16 protein-coding genes and 2 pseudogenes are annotated in these 17,900 nt (G+C 63.2%); 8 read left to right on the plus strand and 10 right to left on the minus strand.

Features of this window, described 5'->3' with window-relative positions; genetic code table 11:
* Window positions 1-2: 2 nt before the first annotated feature.
* Genes FCN77_RS20400 through FCN77_RS20420 form a run of 5 tightly spaced genes read right to left on the minus strand, consistent with a single transcriptional unit; the run spans window position 3 to window position 4,598 of the window.
* Window positions 3-1,304: a Zn-dependent hydrolase gene (locus FCN77_RS20400; RefSeq protein WP_137323725.1), complete on the minus strand. Its 1,302-nt coding sequence runs from the start codon at window positions 1,302-1,304 to the stop codon at window positions 3-5.
* On the minus strand, window positions 1,285-1,791 hold the full coding sequence (locus FCN77_RS20405; protein WP_137323726.1) for a hypothetical protein: 507 nt from the start codon (window positions 1,789-1,791) through the stop codon (window positions 1,285-1,287). The genes FCN77_RS20400 and FCN77_RS20405 overlap by 20 nt, the downstream gene beginning before the upstream one ends.
* On the minus strand, window positions 1,784-2,308 hold the full coding sequence (locus FCN77_RS20410) for a hypothetical protein (RefSeq protein ID WP_137323727.1): 525 nt from the start codon (window positions 2,306-2,308) through the stop codon (window positions 1,784-1,786). The genes FCN77_RS20405 and FCN77_RS20410 overlap by 8 nt, the downstream gene beginning before the upstream one ends.
* 26 nt (window positions 2,309-2,334) lie before the next feature.
* Entirely contained in the window at window positions 2,335-3,612 is a 1,278-nt protein-coding gene (locus tag FCN77_RS20415) for an MFS transporter (RefSeq protein WP_137323728.1), read from the minus strand.
* On the minus strand, window positions 3,609-4,598 hold the full coding sequence (locus tag FCN77_RS20420) for a dihydroorotate dehydrogenase (RefSeq protein ID WP_137323729.1): 990 nt from the start codon (window positions 4,596-4,598) through the stop codon (window positions 3,609-3,611). The genes FCN77_RS20415 and FCN77_RS20420 overlap by 4 nt, the downstream gene beginning before the upstream one ends.
* Before the next feature lie 466 nt (window positions 4,599-5,064).
* On the opposite strand from FCN77_RS20420, the pseudogene FCN77_RS20425 reads away from it, so the two are divergent.
* Window positions 5,065-6,197, plus strand: a pseudogene (locus FCN77_RS20425) (NADP-dependent malic enzyme).
* A 103-nt stretch (window positions 6,198-6,300) separates the two neighbouring features.
* Here FCN77_RS20425 and FCN77_RS20430 read toward each other — a convergent pair.
* Window positions 6,301-7,035, minus strand: a complete 735-nt coding sequence (locus FCN77_RS20430) for an IclR family transcriptional regulator (protein ID WP_254678657.1) — start codon at window positions 7,033-7,035, stop codon at window positions 6,301-6,303.
* Window positions 7,036-7,656: 621 nt separating this feature from the next.
* Here FCN77_RS20430 and FCN77_RS20435 point away from each other — a divergent pair.
* Window positions 7,657-7,995, plus strand: coding sequence for a recombinase family protein (locus FCN77_RS20435; RefSeq protein ID WP_137323731.1), 339 nt, complete (start codon window positions 7,657-7,659; stop codon window positions 7,993-7,995).
* 41 nt (window positions 7,996-8,036) lie between these two features.
* On the opposite strand, the gene FCN77_RS20440 is transcribed toward FCN77_RS20435, so the two are convergent.
* A protein-coding gene (locus FCN77_RS20440; protein ID WP_137323732.1) for an IS3 family transposase occupies window positions 8,037-9,220 on the minus strand; the annotation gives its coding sequence in 2 pieces (ribosomal slippage) (window positions 8,037-8,959 and window positions 8,959-9,220; 1,185 coding nt in all).
* A gap of 75 nt (window positions 9,221-9,295) precedes the next feature.
* Here FCN77_RS20440 and FCN77_RS20445 point away from each other — a divergent pair.
* Window positions 9,296-9,538 (plus strand): helix-turn-helix domain-containing protein, encoded by a 243-nt coding sequence (locus tag FCN77_RS20445; RefSeq protein WP_217496169.1) that lies wholly within the window; start codon window positions 9,296-9,298, stop codon window positions 9,536-9,538.
* 362 nt (window positions 9,539-9,900) lie between these two features.
* Here FCN77_RS20445 and FCN77_RS20450 read toward each other — a convergent pair whose 3' ends face one another.
* Entirely contained in the window at window positions 9,901-10,239 is a 339-nt protein-coding gene (locus tag FCN77_RS20450; RefSeq protein WP_137323733.1) for a hypothetical protein, read from the minus strand.
* Window positions 10,240-10,367: 128 nt separating this feature from the next.
* On the opposite strand from FCN77_RS20450, the gene FCN77_RS20455 reads away from it, so the two are divergent.
* Window positions 10,368-11,462 carry an SCO6880 family protein gene (locus FCN77_RS20455; protein WP_254678658.1) on the plus strand — a complete coding sequence of 365 codons (1,095 nt, stop codon included), beginning with the start codon at window positions 10,368-10,370 and terminating at the stop codon, window positions 11,460-11,462.
* Entirely contained in the window at window positions 11,462-13,018 is a 1,557-nt protein-coding gene (locus FCN77_RS20460) for an ATP/GTP-binding protein (protein ID WP_137323734.1), read from the plus strand. The genes FCN77_RS20455 and FCN77_RS20460 overlap by 1 nt, the downstream gene beginning before the upstream one ends.
* A 152-nt stretch (window positions 13,019-13,170) precedes the next feature.
* Here FCN77_RS20460 and FCN77_RS20465 read toward each other — a convergent pair whose 3' ends face one another.
* A complete protein-coding gene (locus FCN77_RS20465; protein WP_217496170.1) occupies window positions 13,171-13,641 on the minus strand; it encodes a VOC family protein in 471 nt (156 codons plus the stop codon).
* Window positions 13,642-13,877: 236 nt separating this feature from the next.
* On the opposite strand from FCN77_RS20465, the gene FCN77_RS20475 reads away from it, so the two are divergent.
* Genes FCN77_RS20475 through FCN77_RS20485 form a run of 3 tightly spaced genes read left to right on the plus strand, consistent with a single transcriptional unit; the run spans window position 13,878 to window position 16,453 of the window.
* Entirely contained in the window at window positions 13,878-15,665 is a 1,788-nt protein-coding gene (locus tag FCN77_RS20475; RefSeq protein WP_137323737.1) for a type IV secretory system conjugative DNA transfer family protein, read from the plus strand.
* Between the two features lies 1 nt (window position 15,666).
* On the plus strand, window positions 15,667-16,116 hold the full coding sequence (locus FCN77_RS20480; RefSeq protein WP_137323738.1) for a DUF4913 domain-containing protein: 450 nt from the start codon (window positions 15,667-15,669) through the stop codon (window positions 16,114-16,116).
* A gap of 34 nt (window positions 16,117-16,150) precedes the next feature.
* Complete coding sequence (locus tag FCN77_RS20485; RefSeq protein WP_217496171.1) at window positions 16,151-16,453, plus strand: YqcI/YcgG family protein; 303 nt, start codon at window positions 16,151-16,153, stop codon at window positions 16,451-16,453.
* Between the two features lies 1 nt (window position 16,454).
* Here the strand turns inward: FCN77_RS20485 and FCN77_RS20490 are convergent.
* Window positions 16,455-17,872, minus strand: a pseudogene (locus FCN77_RS20490) (NAD(P)/FAD-dependent oxidoreductase).
* Window positions 17,873-17,900 lie beyond the last annotated feature (28 nt).

The following is a 17,900-nucleotide window of genomic DNA, read 5'->3' on the forward strand; positions in this document are numbered from 1 at the left end:
TCCTAGTTGTCACTGGTGCTGGGGGACGAGGCATCGAGGTGCACGAGACTGGCGGTCAACAGTTCGATGCCGACGGCCAGGTCCTCGAAATCAGTGAGTTCGTCGGGGGAATGGCTGACGCCATGGTTGCGGCTGGGCACGAAGATCATCCCGCCGGGACACACATGGTTGATCATCTGGGTATCATGGCTGGCCCCGGAAGGCATGACCCTGTACTCCAGTCCGAGGCTGGCTGCTGATGCTGTGATGGCGTTGCGAATTGTCACCGGCAGGACGACGGGCGAGGCATCAGCCAAGACTTCGACGGAGATACCGACGCCCCGGTGGGCGGCGATTTCATGGGCAGCGGCGATGAGCTCGCTGGTGGAGAACCGCTGTCGGTCATTATCGACATCCCGGACGTCGACGTGGAGCTGGCAGTGTCCCGGAATGGTCGTGATGGAGCCGGGGTGGACGTCAAGTTTGCCCACGGTGATGCGGGTGCCGTGGTGCCGGGAGTCCTTGGCGAGTCCTTCAGCTGCCAGGACAATCTGAGCCGACGCTGCCAGGGCATCGGCCCGGAGGTGCATCGGCGTGCCACCGGTGTGGGACGCCCGGCCTGTGATGTCGATGCGGATACGGGTACTCCCGGAAATCAGGTCGACGACTCCCACGGGCAGGCCGGCGTCTGTCAGAACGCTTCCCTGTTCGATGTGAAGCTCGATGAATCCGGCCCAGTCATTTTCGTCCCAGACGGCATCTGAAATCCCTTGGGGATCAATATTGATGGCTCTCATGGCGTCCGCGACGCTGACGCCATCCCCATCCATCAGGCCCGGAAGATCTTTGGGCCCGGTGAGGCCGGCCACGATGCGGCTCCCTGTGCAGGCCTGACCGAATCGGGCTCCTTCTTCGGCGGCAAAGGCCACGAACCGGATGGTGTGCCTGGTCGGTATCGGCTGTCCCACGAGCGTCCGTGCGACTTCCATGGCCGCCACGACACCTGCGATTCCGTCGAAGGCCCCGCCGTTGGGGACACTGTCCAGGTGCGATCCCGTGCCGAGGGCAGGTAGACGGGGGTCCGATCCTGGCAGTTCGGCGATGGTGTTCCCGGCCGCGTCCGTGCTGACCTGCAGTCCGAGCTCTTCCATGTACGCTGTGAACTCAGCATGGGCGCTGCGCTCCAGCGGGCTGTAGGCCAGGCGGGTTATGCCTGGCCCTTTGCCGGGCTCGGTCAGGGCTGCGAAGCGTTCAATCAGGATGCGGACGCGGTCCGCGCTCCGGCCCGGCAGGGCGGCGGTTTGCTCAGCCGTTGTCGTGTGCATGGGTTTGTTCCTTTGATGATTCCGGCCCGCCGGGTTCGCTTCCCGCCAGGGTGTAGGTGTCGATGCCGAGGCGTGCTTCCGGCCCGGGTGCTGCGACCACTGAACCGATGCCGGCGACGACGGCCCCCTGGGACTGGGTGAATCGGACGAGGGCATCGAGCCCGTGCAGTTCGGTCCAGTCGTAACTGACCGCAACGGCCCGGGAACCCGGCGCGAGGGTGCCGGAAATACCGAGCGATCCTTCGACCGAGAAGGCGTAGACCAGGTCGGCGTGCAGCTCCCTGGCCACCACATGGCCCAGGACCGCGGATTCGACCTGATCCCAGACAACGACGGTGTCCGGGGCAGCCGATGTCAGGGACGCGGCCAGGCCACGGCCCAGCGCTTCGGCGACGGCCGGGCTTTGCAGGGAGGTGATGTGCAGGGCTTCTTCGGCGCTGGCGTAGCGGCGGGCGATTTCCAGCAAACGGGCGGTGTTGTCAGACATGGTGGCTCTCCTTGTTGGCGGTGGAGAGTTCAGCCAAGCTGAAAAGCGCGTGCCGCGTCAAGGATGTACCGGCGCTGTCGTGATCGGAGCCCAGAACGGACAGGACGAGTTTCGGCCGCACCCCGGCCGCCGCAAGGACCTCCAGGGCCAGGTTCTCATCGGAATCCGGGCGGTAGCCGAGCAGCACCGACCGATCCGAGGGATGAAGTTCGCCGATAACTACGCCGGAGGGAAGATCCACGAGAGCAAACGGGATCCCGGTGTGAAGTGAGATCGCCGTGGCCAGAGCGGTGTCCCGGCCTGAGCGTGCTACAAGTCGGTCAGTGCCGGCCGGCACGCGCGGGGCGAGTGCGGCGGCGATCCGGCGAAGGACTGAGGGTCGGTTAAGGGCAGCGGAGGCGTCGGGGGAGGCAGCGTCGGGCGGCGTCAGCGCCCGGAGATCAGCGGCCAGGTCCTCGCGTTGTTGTGCTGGATCCTGGATGATGCTCGGCGGCGTGGTGGCGGAAAGCGTGGTCACGGGGGTGTCCTTCCGAGGCATTGGGTCTAGTCGAGTTCGGCGCCCTTGCGTTCCGGCACGATGAACATCGTGAGGAATGCAAGGAGGTAGATGGCCGGCAGCAATGCAAGGGCGAACGCGAATCCGTGCTCCGCCGCGATGACGGCGATGACGATCGGCGCGAATCCACCGACGCCGCGGCCGATGTTGAACAGTACGTTCTGGGCAGTGGCGCGGGCTTCGGTCGGGTACAGCTCGGCCATGAGGGCTCCGTAGCCGCCGAGCATTCCGTTGGCGAACGCGCCCATGATGAAACCGCCAGCCAGCAGGATGCCTGGATCGGTGATCTGGCTGTAGGCCAGAACGGAGACGGCGGCGCCGATCTGGAAGATCCAGAACGTCTTGCGGCGTCCGATCCTGTCGGCGAGCTGACCAAAGACGATGATGCCGGTCATCATGCCGACCACAGTGACTGCGGTCCAGATCGACGAATTCGTCAGGCTGAGGTGAAACTGGGTGCTCAGGTAGCGGGGCAGCCAGGTCATGATGCCGAAGTATCCGAAGTTCTGCACCGAGGTCAGGATGACCAGGGCAATGCTGACACGGACGGCCTTTTTGTTGCCTACCAGCAGCCGGAGAGAGTTTCCGCGGACCTTCGGGGCCCCGTGGTCAACGTTTGCGGCTTTCTCAAGGAATTTCGGCGATTCGTGCAGCCGCTTGCGGATGATCACAGCGACGACGGCCGGGAAGGCACCGACGACGAACAGGCCGCGCCAGCCGAATGCGGTGATGATGGGAGCCGACAACAGGGCTGCTGCGAGGACGCCGCACTGGAATCCGATGGCCACCCAGGATGTGGCCCGGGCCCGCATTCGAGCCGGAACGGCCTCTGCCGCCAGCGTCATGCCGATGCCGAATTCGCCGCCGATGCCTATGCCGGCAATGAAGCGGTAGATGGCGAGGTCGGTGAAGCCCATGGCAAGAGAGGAAAGCCCGGTGAAGACCGCGAAAAGGATCACGGAGTAGGTCAGCATCTTGACACGGCCGAAGCGGTCGCTGAGGATGCCGAAGACAATTCCGCCCAGGACGGCACCTAGAAGTGTCAGGGTGGTCAGGGCGCCCGCTTCGGTGTCGGTGATGTGGAACGTGGCAATAATGCCGGAGAGGGCGAAGCTGAGAATCAGCAGGTCGAACCCGTCCAGGCCGTAGCCGATGGCGGAGGCGAAGACAGCCTTGCGGCCGTAACTGTCCATTTTGGCGTCTTGCGTCGCTTCAGGCCCTGGTGTGGCTTCGGTCGTGGACGGACCGTGGGTGTTGTTGCTCATGAGAGGCTCCGGGAGGGGATCGGGGTGTCCAGGGTTCCGATGAGTTCGGAAATTTTGGACACGTTGAGGCGGTGGCAGAGTGGTGTGAGATCGGCGATGATTTCACTCATTGCTGTGGGCCGGGTGAATGTGGCGGTTCCGATCTGGACGGCGGTGGCGCCGGCGATCATGAATTCGGCCACGTCTTCTGCGGTGGTGATGCCGCCGCAGCCTATGATGGGGATCTTGACGGCCTGGGCCGCGTCGCGGACGAGCTTGAGGGCGAGCGGCTTCACTGCCGGACCCGTGTAGCCGCCGGCGCCGCTGCCGAGGACGCTCGTTCGTTTGTAGATGTTTACGGCCAGGCCGGAGAAGCTGTTGGAGACGGTTAAGGCGGTCGCCCCGGCGTCTTCTGCTGCTTTGGCGATTTCGCCGATGGAACTTACCGTAGGTGTCAGTTTGACGAAGAGTGGACGGTTCGTGAAGCGCCGGATGCCCTCGACAACCTCAGCCACGCGTTGCGGCGACGTTCCAATCGGAAGGCCACCGTGTTCAAGGTTGGGACACGAGACGTTGACCTCGAAGGCGGCAATATCCTCGTCGGCCAGATCCTCGGCAATCGTGTAGTACTCCTGTGTGAAGAGTCCTCCGATGCTGACGACAACGTGGGTTCCGCTCTCCTGGTACTGACGCAGCAAGCCGTTGCGGAAGCCTTCACTTCCCGGGCTGGGAATGCCGACGCTGTTCAGCATGCCGAACGCTGTTTCCGTCAGCCGGTGGGCCGGGTTCCCGGCCCGCTCCACTGCGAAGACCGTCTTCGTCACGACAGCTCCGAGATTCTCCAGCGGCAACAGCGGAGCCAGCTCCGGTCCGAAGCAACCTGATGCTGGCATTACCGGGTTTGCCAGGCTGAGCTCGCCCAAGGCGACTGTGAGGTCGACACGAGCGGAAACGTCATCGGGCTCCCATCGCTCGGGTGCCTTGTCAACCACGACTCCGTTTTCCATTTGGCGAACATCCTTCATCCGTGTAGTGAATATTCCTACAGCATGAGCCACATCACACAGCCTTGTCAACGGCCCGGTTGCCAGTGGCGGAACGGATCATGCGTGGCAAAGTGGGTGCGTTTTCCGTCTAGTAGCCAGGTCGCCTGATTTCGCTCCGCGCCACGGAATATTTGTCCCGAATGATGCGCATCTTTTGGAAATGATCGAGCATCGCAGTCAAAGTAAATTTTGTGTCTAATCGGCTACAGAAGCTCGCGAATGACCCCTCGCATCCCAGCCTTTAGCCCTGTTCCTGCGCGAGGGCCGCGTCATTGACTTCCGCATAGTGGACCCTTAATTTTCGTGGCACGGAAATTTGGAATATTCCTTTCGGTACGGTGTGCAGGTTCGGAACTGCTGCTTTCACTGTGGAGAAACGGGTGGCCGACTTCCTGGTCGCGCCCAGATGCACTATAAGGAAGCACCCATGACCGTAGATCCTCAGACAACAGCACTTATCAACACCGACGAAATACTCAAGGCACACGAAGGGGGGAAACTGGCAGTGGTTGGGACGGTTCCTCTGGCCACCACGAGGGATCTCTCGACGGCCTACACATCCGGGGTTGCCGAGGTCAGCCTGGCATTACACCCCCCTTTGCTGACGACCGCCACGAGGCGGCCCGCCCAGGTGTGCGTGTTCAGCATGGCTGGGTCCGCGTGCCGTTCTGGGGGCTCGGCGGCATCGGTCCGGGCGCCTCCTTGCCTGTTATGCAGTGCAAGGCCGCGCTTTTCAAAGCGTCCGGGCCCTGAATGCCATACCGCTGGTCATGGACACGACCGACGTCGACGAAATCGTGGAGACACTTGTACGCCTGCGCCCCAGTTTCGGAGCAATCAACCTCGAGGACATTTCGGCCCCGCGACCCTTCGAGCTGGAGGCCAAACTGATCGAGGCGCTTGAATGCCCTGTGATGCATGACGATCAGCACAGGACGGCCGTGGTCGTCCTGGCTGCTCTTACCAACGCAGCAAAGCTCACGGGTCGGTCGCTGCAATCCATCAAGATCGTCATTTACGGTGCCGGCTGTCGGAGTCACCTGTGCCCGGATCCTGACAGAGGCAGCAGTCCGTGGCTCCAAGGGGCTTATCGGCCCCGGCAGGAGTGACCTAGGGGCCGTAAAGGAGGAACTCCTGCGTCGGACGAATCCGCGCCGGCTGAGCGGCTCGGTGGAGGATGCGCTGTTTGGCGCCGATGTCTTTATCGGCGTGTCTTCCGCGACTCTGGATGAAAGAAACCTGACCTTGAGGGCTCCGGATTCGATCATTTTCGCTTTGTCGAATCCAACACCTGAAGTAGACCCTGAGGCTGCGGCCCGGTAGGCCAGCATCGTCGCGACGGGTCGGAGTGACTATCCGAACCAGATCAACAATGTACTGGCTTTCCCTGGCGTATTCCGGGGAGCCCTTGACGCCGGGGCGCAAAGAATCACTGCCAGAATGAAAGTCACCGCCGCCGTGGCCATCGCGGATCTCGTCGGCGATCAGCTCAGCACGGATTACATCGTGCCAAGCCCGCTCGACCCCCGCGTGACACCGGCCGTGACTGCGGCCGTGTGAACCACAGCGCATAGAAAGCGCCGGGTAGGTGGTACCGATTACTCCCGTTATTTCGAGGAGGAGGGCGGCCGTGAAGCCTTCCTCCTGCTCGGCACGGCGGGAGTTAGCTGGCTTGGGGAACCCATCCCAGGTCAGCAGACATCTCATGAGCTGCCGCAAGGATAATGTCAGTGGCTTTGCGGCGCGCCTCTTCATCAGCCATGCGCTGGGATGGGGCCGCCAAAGTGATGGATGCGACCACCTCTTCCGTAGAGGAGCGGATGGGTGCCGCGACGGCCCAGACGTTTTCATCCAACTCGGATTCGCACACGTCATATCCCGCTTCCCGGACACCTGCCAAGTGATCCAGCACCGCGTTGACGGTGTGGGGCGTTTCGGGTGTGTAGGCGGTCAGCTGGGCGTCTGCAAGCAGTTTTCTGACCTTCTCGGCAGGCTGCCATGCCAGCAGCGCCCGGGCTGCCGCTGCTGCATGCAAAGGCATTGTCTGCCCCACGCGGACGAACAGCCGCAGCGGAAACGACGACTCGGACAGAGCCAGACACACGACCTTGTCGCCGGCAAACTCAGACAGGAAGACTGTTTCACCTGACCGCCGGCTGGCCTCCGCCACGGCCTGGTGTGCGGTGACGAGCGGTGACTCCCGGGGAAAGTCGGCCTGCGCCAACTCCCGTGCGGCCGGGCCAAGGAAATACCGCCGGTTGGAGCTTGAGCGAGTGATGAACCGCTCCTCTTCCAGGACGGCAGCGGTCCTGTGTGCACTCGCAACGGGAAGCTGCAGCCGCTCGCTGATCTCGCCGAGTGTGAGCCCCTTAGGGGATCTGGCCAACAGCTTCAACACGCTTAGTGCCCTAACCACAACCTGCATTTTTGACCTCGTGATTCGTCAGGCGGAAATAACTGTTTCATATTAAGCCAGAATTCTGACCAATCCTATCCGCGGGGCGAGCATTTCATCTCGCAAGCGGCGCAGCAGTAGGACTACTGGCCGATCTTGAATTTCTGGAAGGGAGTGCCAGGTGGAGGCGCTGTACGGTTCCGGTCGTCGGGCCTGGGCTGGCAATCCGTGCCATTTGCCCACAGCGGTCTGACTGCGAAGCGGCTCCTGCACAGTGAGACCGCCCCCAGTACAGAACCGGCGACGGCCAACCGGCAGACATGGCGGAAGTAACGGGCAGGCCCAGAAAAGCGTTTCGCCTAGCCTTCTAGGCAATATCGGAAACGTTACAACTACGCCACCCCGAATGAGAGACTAAAGACCCTCGCTGTTGCGATGACCGCTTGAACCTGCCGTCGGATATTTGACGAATCCACAAGCGACCCCAACAGGATCGGTCAGGGATTAAGAGCCGCCACGCCGACCTAACTAAGTACTACTAGGGGTTGCAGACTCACAAAACCCGCAACGAAATCTAGACAACGAAACAGGCCGGGATTCATGGATTTTGTTAGATTGGCAGGCATGGGACACAAAATCGGGTACGCCCGGGTCAGCACCACCGACCAGGACCCGCAGCTGCAGCTCGATGCACTCAACGCCGAAGGCTGCCTGAAGATCTACAAAGACACAGCGACCGGCACCAAAGCTGACCGGCCACAGTGGGCACTGTGTCTGGATGACTTGCGCCCCGGCGACACCCTGGTTGTCTGGAAAATCGACAGACTCGGACGAAACCTGCGCAACCTCATCGACATCGTCACCACCCTCGACGAACGCGGCATCGGCGTCCAATCACTGACCAACGGGATCGTGGACACCACTACCGCACACGGCAAACTCGTCTTCGGCATGTTCGCCTGAGCTGCTGCGGGGATTTCGGACAGCGGAATTAGTGGATTCTTCTACGCTGCCAAGGCTGGCTGTTGATAACCATAGTGGACTTCGTTGGGCCGCCGGTAACCGAGCGCGGAGTGACGGCGCCGGCTGTTGTAAAACCCCTCGATGTAGCGAATGACGTCGCTCCGGGCTTGTGATTTTGTCGCATAAACGGTCCGGTACACACGCTCGTTTTTCAGGGCTGAGAAGAACGATTCGGCCATGCTGTTGTCCCAGCACACGCCGGTGCGTCCCATCGAGGAGCGCATACCGAGGCTGGCCACCAGGGCCCTGAACTCGGTCGAGGTGTAGACGCTGCCCCGGTCGGAGTGCCAGATCGCGTCAGGCTCGATCCGGGTTGTGGCGGCGGCGTTCTTGAGCGCGTCGGCGACGAGCTCGGTGCGCATGTGATCGGCGATGGACCAGCCGACGACTTTCTTTGAGTAGCAGTCGATGACGGTGGCGAGGTAGACGAATCCTTGCCAGGTGTGGATGTAGGTGATGTCGCCGACGAACTTCACCCCGGGGCGGTCGGCGGTGAAGTCCCGCTTGACGAGATCGGGCATGCCCGCGGCAGCCTCAGCATCAGCCTCGGTGGTGATGCGGAACGGCCGTGGCTGACAGGCCACCAGGCCCTGGCAGCGCATGATCTGCCGCACCAGCTCGGGTGAGCACTCGGTCTGTTCCGCGGCGAGGTCGGCATGGATGCGCCGGTAGCCGTAGGTGCCCTCGGACTCCTCGAAGAAGTGCTGGATCCGCGCGGTCAGGCCCTGGCGGCGGGCCGCGGTGGCCGATTGCGGGCGTGTGGCCCAGTGATAGAAACCGGACGTCGAGACGGCCAACCAGCGGCACATTTTCACGACCGAATTGAGATTGGCGGGCTGAGCTTTTTGGGAATCGATGAATTCGTACTTGCTCACTACCGCTGCTCCCGCGCGAAGTAAGCGCTGGCTTTTTTCAGGAAGGCAGTCTCCGCCCGCAGCTCTTGAACTTCACGCTCGAGCTCCTTCAGCCGGGCCCGTTCCGACACCGTCAGATCCACCTCCGTGCCGCCGTTGGCCGCCCGGTACTTGACCAGCCAGTTGCGGAGCGTTTCGGGGCCGACACCGTACGCGGTGGCCACGTCCTTGATCGGCTTGGACGTGTTGATCACCTCGCGGCACAGCTCGTCCTTGAACTCCTGGGTAAATCGCTTGCGTGATGCGGTCATGCTGATCTCTACTTTCGGTAGACCCCCATTTTAGGAGGGCCCGCTGTCCGAGATCTCTGTGGCAGCTCAGCCCTCATGGCCGAATACGAAGCCGCCCTCATCCGCGAACGCACCCAGGCCGGACTCATCGCAGCCCGGACCAGAGGACGCAAAGGCGGACGCAAACCCAAAATGACCCCAGAGCTCATCAACAAAGCCCAGCGCATGTACGACGCCCGACAATTCACCATGGCCGAAATCGCAGCCTCCTGCGCCGTCACCCCCATGACCATCTATCGCAACATCCAAACCACCAAACCCATACCGGAACATCCTTAGCGCCAACGGCTGTACGGAAACTACAACCCCCAAACCGGCAAGCCAACGGCCAGACCGGAGGGCTTTGGCCACAACCAGCTCCGACACATCAGCGAACTCTAACCGCGGGCGCCTCCACGAGGGCTTACCCGCGCGCGGGACCAGGGGATACAGGTCCTATCCTTGGAATAGTGGCCACCGTACCGACTGATTGAGCATCCGCCGGCACGGTGGCCATTATCTCAAGGCAGAACGTACACGCAGGCCGGGTTCCCAGGGAACAGCTGCCGTGATCGCGTGTAGGCGGTTATTGCTTCGCTGCCACCAGATCACAGGCCTACCCCGGATGTTGAAGTGTATGACACGCTGCTGAACCGGTCCGTTCAGTAGTCGCGGAGGTCTTCAGGTTCGGTGGCCATGAGGGATTCTAGGAGCTGATGGAGCTTTTCGGCCTGTTCCATCAGCTCAAAAGCCGCGCTTTCGAGGTCTTCTACGTCTTCGTAGAGCTTGACGAGGTCTTCCTTGGAACCATTCGGATAAGCCTCCATCGCTAGTTGATGCAGGTCAAGGAGCTCACCGCGCATCGGCGGCCTGGCGATACCCATGTCGTTCAGGTGCGTGCGCATCTCATCGAAGACATCAACCGCGGCAAGCAGATCACGGGTCTCAAATTCGCGCTCGACCTCGACGTCGTTCTCCTCATCCTCAAACAGATCCTTCACGCCGGCGACTCTACGTTCCCGGAGCCGGCCCCCGGCCCCATTTAGATTGCCCCTGGGGACACGCTCAGGAGTACTGGGCCCTGTACGAATTCACCGACTCCTACAAGCGCCCGTTCGCGCTGCTGCATGTGCCTTCCACCAGCCACTACACCGTGATTTTCTCCACCGAACCCGACGGTGCGTCCCTGGTGGACCCGGAGCAGGTCGATGCGTGGGTGGCGAACTGGGGCGGCTGGCTCGCCGGCCTCGGCGATGAGGCCGGCCTGGACGCCGCCGCCGTAACGGTCGAGACCGCACCGGATTCCGGCTACCGGCTCCGCAATGAGGTCATGATGAACATTGATCCGAACGCCCCGGAGTTTGCCCGGAACGTGCTCAGCGAGGTCGTCGACACGTACCCGGAAGGTTCGGCCACGGTCCGGGCCTGGGTATCCCTGTCCTTCAACGCCTCCCTGCGGGCCGGATCGAAGAAGCGCACACCTGAAGACGTGGCCCGGGACCTCGCGTCCCGGATCCCCGGGCTGTCGGCCCGGCTGCAGTCCACCGGTGCCGGGATCGCCCGTCCGATGTCCGCTCAGGAACTCTGCGAGGTCGTCCGGATCGCCTACGATCCGCCCGCTGCCCTGATCATTGACGAAGCGCACGCCGCCGGATCCCCGGTGTCCCTGACCTGGGGCGAGGTCGGCCCGTCCGCGACGCAGGCCAGCTGGGATGACTACCGGCACGACAGTGCCTTCTCAGTTTCATGGACCATGACCGGCGCCCCGCGCGGTTCGGTGAACTCCTCGGTCCTGTCCCGGCTGCTGGCCCCGCACGGGGACATTGACCGTAAACGGATCTCGCTGCTGTACCGTCCGATGGATTCGGCCCGGGCCGCAGCCGTGGTCGAGCGGGACCAGAACAACGCCAACGTCCGCATCACCTCCGGGAACCGCCCGTCCGCCCGTGCCCTGGTCGATGCCCGCTCCGCTGTGCAGACCGCGCAGGAGGAAGCCCAGGGCGCCGGGCTGGTGAACTTCGGCATGGTCGTCACAGCCACCGTGACCGACAAGGAACGCCTCCCCGATGCCGTGGCCGCCGTGGAACAGACCTCAGGTACCGCCCGGGTGTTGCTGCGCCGGGCCTACGGTTCCCAGGACACCGCGTTCGCCGCGTCCCTGCCGCTAGGGCTGGTCCTGCCCAAGCACATCCTGCTGCCCTCCGAAATCAAGGACGCCCTGTAATGGCCCGCATGAAACTCTTCACCCGCCCCGCCACGGCTGCTGGAGCACCGGTCAAGGCCGCGCCGAAGAAGAAGACGGAGAAGGAGCCCCGCCAGCCCGGGCCGGCTGCCCGCGGCTGGACCGGACGTGGCGGCGGCATGGCAGCCCTCGTCCCGTCCGTGACGGAATACCGCGGAACCACAGTCCAGGTCTGCGGGCTGTGGCCGTTTTCCTCCGGCGCGTCCTCGCCCATGATCGGCGTCCCGCTCGGACGCCATGAGGAAACCCAGGCCACGGTCTGCTGCGACCCGATCAGCTGGTTCCAACGCGCACGGCTCATTTCCAACCCGTCCGCGTTCATCCTGGGCAAACCGGGTCTGGGAAAGTCCACCGTGGTGCGCCGCATGTTCATCGGCCTCTCCGCCCAGGGCGTCCACCCCCTGATCCTGGGGGACCTGAAAGGCGAGCACGTCAAAGCGGTCCAGGCACTCGGCGGACAGGTCATCAGGCTCGGCCGCGGCGTCGGCTACCTGAACATCCTCGATCCCGGCCAGGCCGTCGAAGCAGCGCAGCTGCTCGAAGACAGCGGCCACCATGAGGACGCCGCCCGGGTCCGCGCCGACGCGCACGGCCGGCGCCTGACCATGGTTGTCTCCCTGATCACCATCAGCCGGAACAACCCGCCCACCGATCAGGAACAGACAATCCTGGACCGTGCCCTGCGGGTCCTCGACGACCGGTTCGACGGTGTCCCGGTCCTCAAAGACCTTCTGGACGTGATCATCTCCGCACCCGATGAGCTGCGGCAGGTTGCACTGGACCGCGGCGATATGGCCGTCTACCTGCAGGAAACCCGCGCACTGGAAGCAACCCTGCTCGGCCTGACCGGAGGCGGGAAGCTCGGAGAAATCTTCTCCCGGCACACCACCAACCCCATGATGCGCGACCGCGCCGTGGTCTTCGATGTCTCCAGCATCGACGAAACCGAAACCGACCTCCAAGCTGCAATTTTGCTCGCGTGCTGGTCCTACGGCTTCGGGACCGTCAACGTCGCCAACGCCCTCGCGGACGCCGGTCTGGAACCGCGCCGGAACTACTTCGTGGTCTTGGATGAGCTGTGGCGGGCACTGCGTGCCGGTAAAGGCATGGTGGACCGGGTGGACGCCCTGACCCGCTTGAACCGCTCCGTCGGCGTCGGGCAGATCATGATTTCCCACACCATGTCCGACCTGCTGGCGCTGCCGGCGGAAGAGGACCGGATGAAGGCCCGCGGATTCGTTGAACGCTCCGGCATGGTGATCTGCGGTGGCCTCCCGGCTTCGGAAATGCCGTTGCTGACCTCGGCCATTCCGTTGTCCCGGCAGGAGCAGCAGAAGCTGATCTCCTGGCAGGACCCGCCCGCCTGGGACTCCCGCGGGCTCGACGTCGAACCTCCCGGACGGGGGAAGTTCCTGATTAAGGTTGGCGGCCGGCCCGGGATCCCGGTTCTGGTGGGACTGACATCTTTGGAGCAAGGCCCGGATGGAGTCAACGACACCGAGGGGAAGTGGCGTGAAAACAGTGGGAAGTTCGCATGAACTTTCACGCTTTCCGCCGGAACGTGAGTGCCCATCGGGCTGGCAACCGCCATCGATGCTCAGGTTCGCGGAACCTGCTCGGCGTCGAGCGCTGTGTTCGGGCGCTCAGTGCTCGCGAGTTGGGACTGAGCGTTCAGGGCGAGGAGCAGACGCTATGTCTCGCCTTCTTCGGGTTGCATTACATAGACGAGCCCTCCGGTGGGGTCGGTGAACATACCGATCCGACCGACGCCTGGGACGTCGTGGGGCTCCTCCAGGACCTTGCCACCAAGTTCCGGGACCTTGGCGGCGGTGGCGGCGGCATCCGCAACGGCGATGTAGCCGATCCATCGTGGCGGAGGCGATCCAGCATAGTCTCGTGCCGTCGGGTTCATCATCCCGGCGACGTCCTTGCCTCCCTGGCGGAACAGTGTGTAGGTGCCGAGCGGTCCGGCGTCGACCTCGTGCCTCTCCCAGCCGAAGAGCGCGCTGTAAAACGGCCCGACAGCTGCTTGGTCGGGCGTCACCAGTTCGTTCCAGATGAATGTGTTCGGTTCGGTCACTCTCGCCTCCTGCTCGAAGTCCTCGACAGCCTGCACACTCCAGACCGTCGGATCCATGGCGCCGCCACCCGGCGAAGCCACCAGCACCATCAGCCACCGACTTCAGAAGGAGCGAGCATGCGTCGACATTACGCCCAAACCGTCACTCTCGTCGACGATTCGTCGATTCGGGCCCCCAGGGGATCCGAACCGACATCACCTGCTCAAACGCGAATCCCAGCCGCAGATCAGGCCAACGAACCTGAGCGAATAGAGATAACCCCGGAAACCCTCCTCGAGCCAATGACCCCTGACCTACCCCTTCAAGGAGGCACGCTGTGAGCGCACCGAACCGTAAAGGAATGGGACTCGGGGATGCCCTGCTGGTCTGGATGGGCATCGGCTTCATCGTCGTCTTCGGCGGCGGGACCTACGCGGCCGCCCACCTGGGATCCTGGATGGCCGGCATCGACTCACCCCCCAAACATCCGATTGATCTGATCGCCGGGCTGGTCAAGGGCCGCGTGCCGTGGCCCGTTCAGTCCACCGTTGCGGCCGCCCTCATGGCCTGCGTGGTCCTGGTTCTGGCCGTCGTCGTGTTCGTGGCCTGGAGGAAGGGCGCATCCAAGCGTGCCCGCGTCGATAAGGCCGCCCGGTACCTGGGCCGTGGGAAGTCCTTGGCCGCGTTCTCCGAGAAGGGCGCGAAAGCGACGGCGGATCGGCTGGGAGTAACAGGCACGCCGGGCATCGTCGTCGGCAAGGTTGTCTCCACGAGCCAGACGTTCATTCAGTCCTGGGAAGACCTCAGCCTCGATATTTGGGGTCCCCGTACCGGTAAGTCGACCTCACGGGTCATGCCCGCGATCCTGGACGCACCGGGTGCCGTCGTCTCGACCTCGAACAAGCGTGACGTGGTGGACGGCACCCGCGGCGTCCGCGAGGCCACCGCCCCGGTGTGGGTGTTCGATCCGCAGAAGATCGCCCAGGAAGAACCGGACTGGTGGTGGAACCCGCTCTCTTACGTCACCGACGAAGAGAAGGCGTACAAGCTCACCCAGCACTTCTCGGTTGGTTCACGGGTCCCGGGGTCCAAGCCCGATGCCTACTTCGACCCCAAAGCCGAAGACATTCTCTCCTCGTACTTCCTCGCGGCCGCGCTGGGGGAGCTTCCCATCACGCAGGTGTATTTGTGGGTGACGGAGCAGGTCAGCCAGGAACCCATCGAAATCCTGAAAGAGCATGACTACGAGCTGCAGTACAAGGGTCTGGAGTCCACGCTGAAGCTTGCCGACAAGCAGCGTGACGGTATCTTCGGCACCGCCGAGAAGATGATTCAGTGCCTCAAGAGCAGGAATACGCTGCGCTGGGTCGCCCCGACCGGTGGCGCGAGTGTGGCCACGGACTCCCGACGGCAGTTCAACCCGCACGCTTTCGCGGCTTCACAAGAGACGATCTACATCCTCTCCAAGGAAGGGGCCGGCTCAGCTGCCCCGCTCACGACAGCGTTGACGGTGGCAATCGCTGAGGCCATGGAAGAACGGGCCGAGCGCAGCGGCGGCCGCCTGCCGAAACCGGCACTGTTCGCCCTGGATGAGTTGGCCAACGTCGTCCGCTGGGCTGGCCTGCCGGATCAGTTCAGCCACTACGGCTCCAAGGGCCTGATCGTCATGGGCATCCTGCAGTCCTGGTCCCAGGGCGTCGAACTGTGGGGAGAAGCGAACATGCGAAAAATCTGGTCCGCCGCCAACGTCAAGGTCTACGGCGGAGGCGTCGCCGAAGAAGGATTCCTCCGCGCACTCTCGGACCTGATCGGGGACTACAGCTACACCAACGTCTCCGTCTCCTCCGGCAAGTCCGGTTCCAGCCGCTCACGCCAAGAGGGCAAGGAACGCATCTTCGATGTCTCCAACCTCGCCGAACTGGATCGCGGCCGCGCCGTCGTCCTCGCCTCGGGCGCGCCGGCCACACTGGTCCGGACAATGCCCTGGTACACCGGCCCGCACAAGGACGCCGTGGAGGCGTCGATCAAGAAGTACAGCCCGCAGCCCGAAGAACCGGCCGTACCGGCTGAACGGGTGGCAGCTGAGCCGGCGGCCAATCCCTGGTCACGACGTTGGAGGTTCTGAGATGACCACTGACATCGGACTATTCAGCACAGCTTCCGCTCCCGCTCCCGGCGACGCAGAGACACCTATCGAAAGACCGGCGGAAGATCAGAAGCCACCTGAACTGGTCTACGGCTCAGCCGAAGAGTTCCTGCACGAGCAACTGCTGCCGACCTACGTCCGCGACGTCGACGGCCGCGCCGCTAAATGGTGCATCGAGTGGTACTTCCACCCCGAAGCAGTCTCCCGCGTAGAAGCGCTGTGGCGGGCCTGGGAACACCTCAGGCTGGACGGAGCCACGGGAATGAGTGTCTGGTGGAGAGATCACGCAGACCCCCACATGAGCGGGCTCCTGGACCCCCGCGGCCCGTTTTACAAATGCGACATGCAAAAGCACCGGGACCCCGAACACCTTGAACCAAAGAAGGCCCCCAAGGGCTGGTTCCCAGACGTTCGGACTCAAACAACGTAGAGAAAGAACCTCACAGAAAAGTAGGAGAAAGCCCGTGGCGGTCTCCAAGCTCGTGAAGTTTCTCTTTGTAGAGAATTTGGAAGCGGATGGAATTCGGCATCTCGCGGAGGGGCTCCAGGCGTATGTGGAGCTCTCGCGGGACTGGAATGGCAGGATCGACACGGCCTACCCGTTGATCGTGGCCTTCTCCCGGGAGGCAGTCGAAGCCCGGACCGTCGAGGGGTACCAAGCTAAGGGTTGGCACATCCTTCACACTGACCCGGAAGAGGCCACCATGGACGGAACCGACGGATTCGGTGCCGGCTGTCACGTAGTTGGGGCAGGGTGCGGGAGGTGAGTCAGGAGTCGAAGCCCAACCCCACGGCGTCGAGCGCTTTGAGGATGAGGTTCCGCTTCCCCTGGTTGTGATCCGCCCGGTCCATGGACCAGCGCGTCAGGTTGATGCCCAGGGACGCCAGTGGTTCGGGTGGGAAGGGCAGCGGCCGTTTCCTGACCATCTCCACCCTCGTGCGCTCGGTATCAAGGCCCGCCAGCAGGTCCAGGAGCACATCGGCCGCAAACGCCGTGGCGCCAACTCCCAGACCCGTGAAACCCCCGCGTACGCCACCCTGCCCTTGCGCGCAGTGCCGAAGAAGGCGCAGAACTGCGTGCTCGAATCGATGGGTCCGGCCCACTTGTGCGTGAACTTCAACCCTTCCAATTGCGGGAATGTGGTGAAGAAGTGGGAAGCGATCTTCTCCCAGGTGCCGGGCTGGTACTCGTGCCGCTCGTCCACGCGCCGGCCCCAAAAGTAGAGGGCATCGTAGCCGCCGAACAGAATCCTGTGGTCCTTAGTGATCCGGTAGTAATGGAACTGGTTGGCAACATCCCCGATCCCCTGCCGTTTGTCCCACCCGATGGATGCCAACTGTTCCGCGCTGAGAGGTTCGGTCATGAGCGCGTAGTCGTACACGGGCACCGTCATCAGCTGGTTCCGCTTCAGCAATGAGGGAAACACGTTGGTGCCGAGGACAACATGGGCGGCTTCCACGTTGCCCCGTTCCGTAACGATGCTGACGCCGTATTCGTGGTCCTTCAGGTCACGCGCGCGCGTGCCCTCATAAATGTGGACACCCAACTCCGTTGCCACCCGTGCGAGCTCAAGGCCGAGTTTGTACGGGTGGATCATGGCCACGGAGTCCTTATGCCAACGGCCAGCCAAGTACGTGGGCGAATTGACCTCGGCGCGGATGGCATCCTGATCCAGATAGACGCTCCCGAGGCTGTCGTCCTCCTGGAGCCAGGCAACCTGATGTGGTTCGACGGCAACGTCGAGCTGACCGGTGCGCTCCCAGTCGCAGTCCATGGCGTACTTCTCCACGGTCTCCTGCATGCGGCCTAGGTTCTCCATGCCCAACCGGTCCAGGGTCGTCAGCTCCTCAGGCCAGCGGTTCTTGCCGTTCTCATGGCCGTGGGTCAGGCTCGCTTCGCAGAAGCCGCCGTTGCGGCCTGACGCCGCCCAAGCCACCTGCTCGGCTTCAAGCAGGATCACTGTCCGGCCGGGGTCGCGTTCCTTGGCGCGGAGTGCCGTCCAGAGCCCGGTGTAGCCCCCGCCGACAATCACGAGGTCGGCGGCAGCGTCGCCGTCGAGTTGTGGGTATCGAGTGGCGGTGTCCGCGAGGTCATCGATCCAGAAGGGCCGGTGGGCGGCACCTTCCAGCGCATTAGCTACGACGGCGGCCTGCGGGACGTTCCGTTCGAAAACGGTGGTATTCACGGGAAATTCTCCTGTTTCTCGGCGCGTT

The sequence above is a fragment of the Arthrobacter sp. 24S4-2 genome (assembly GCF_005280255.1).
GTDB lineage: Bacteria > Actinomycetota > Actinomycetes > Actinomycetales > Micrococcaceae > Arthrobacter.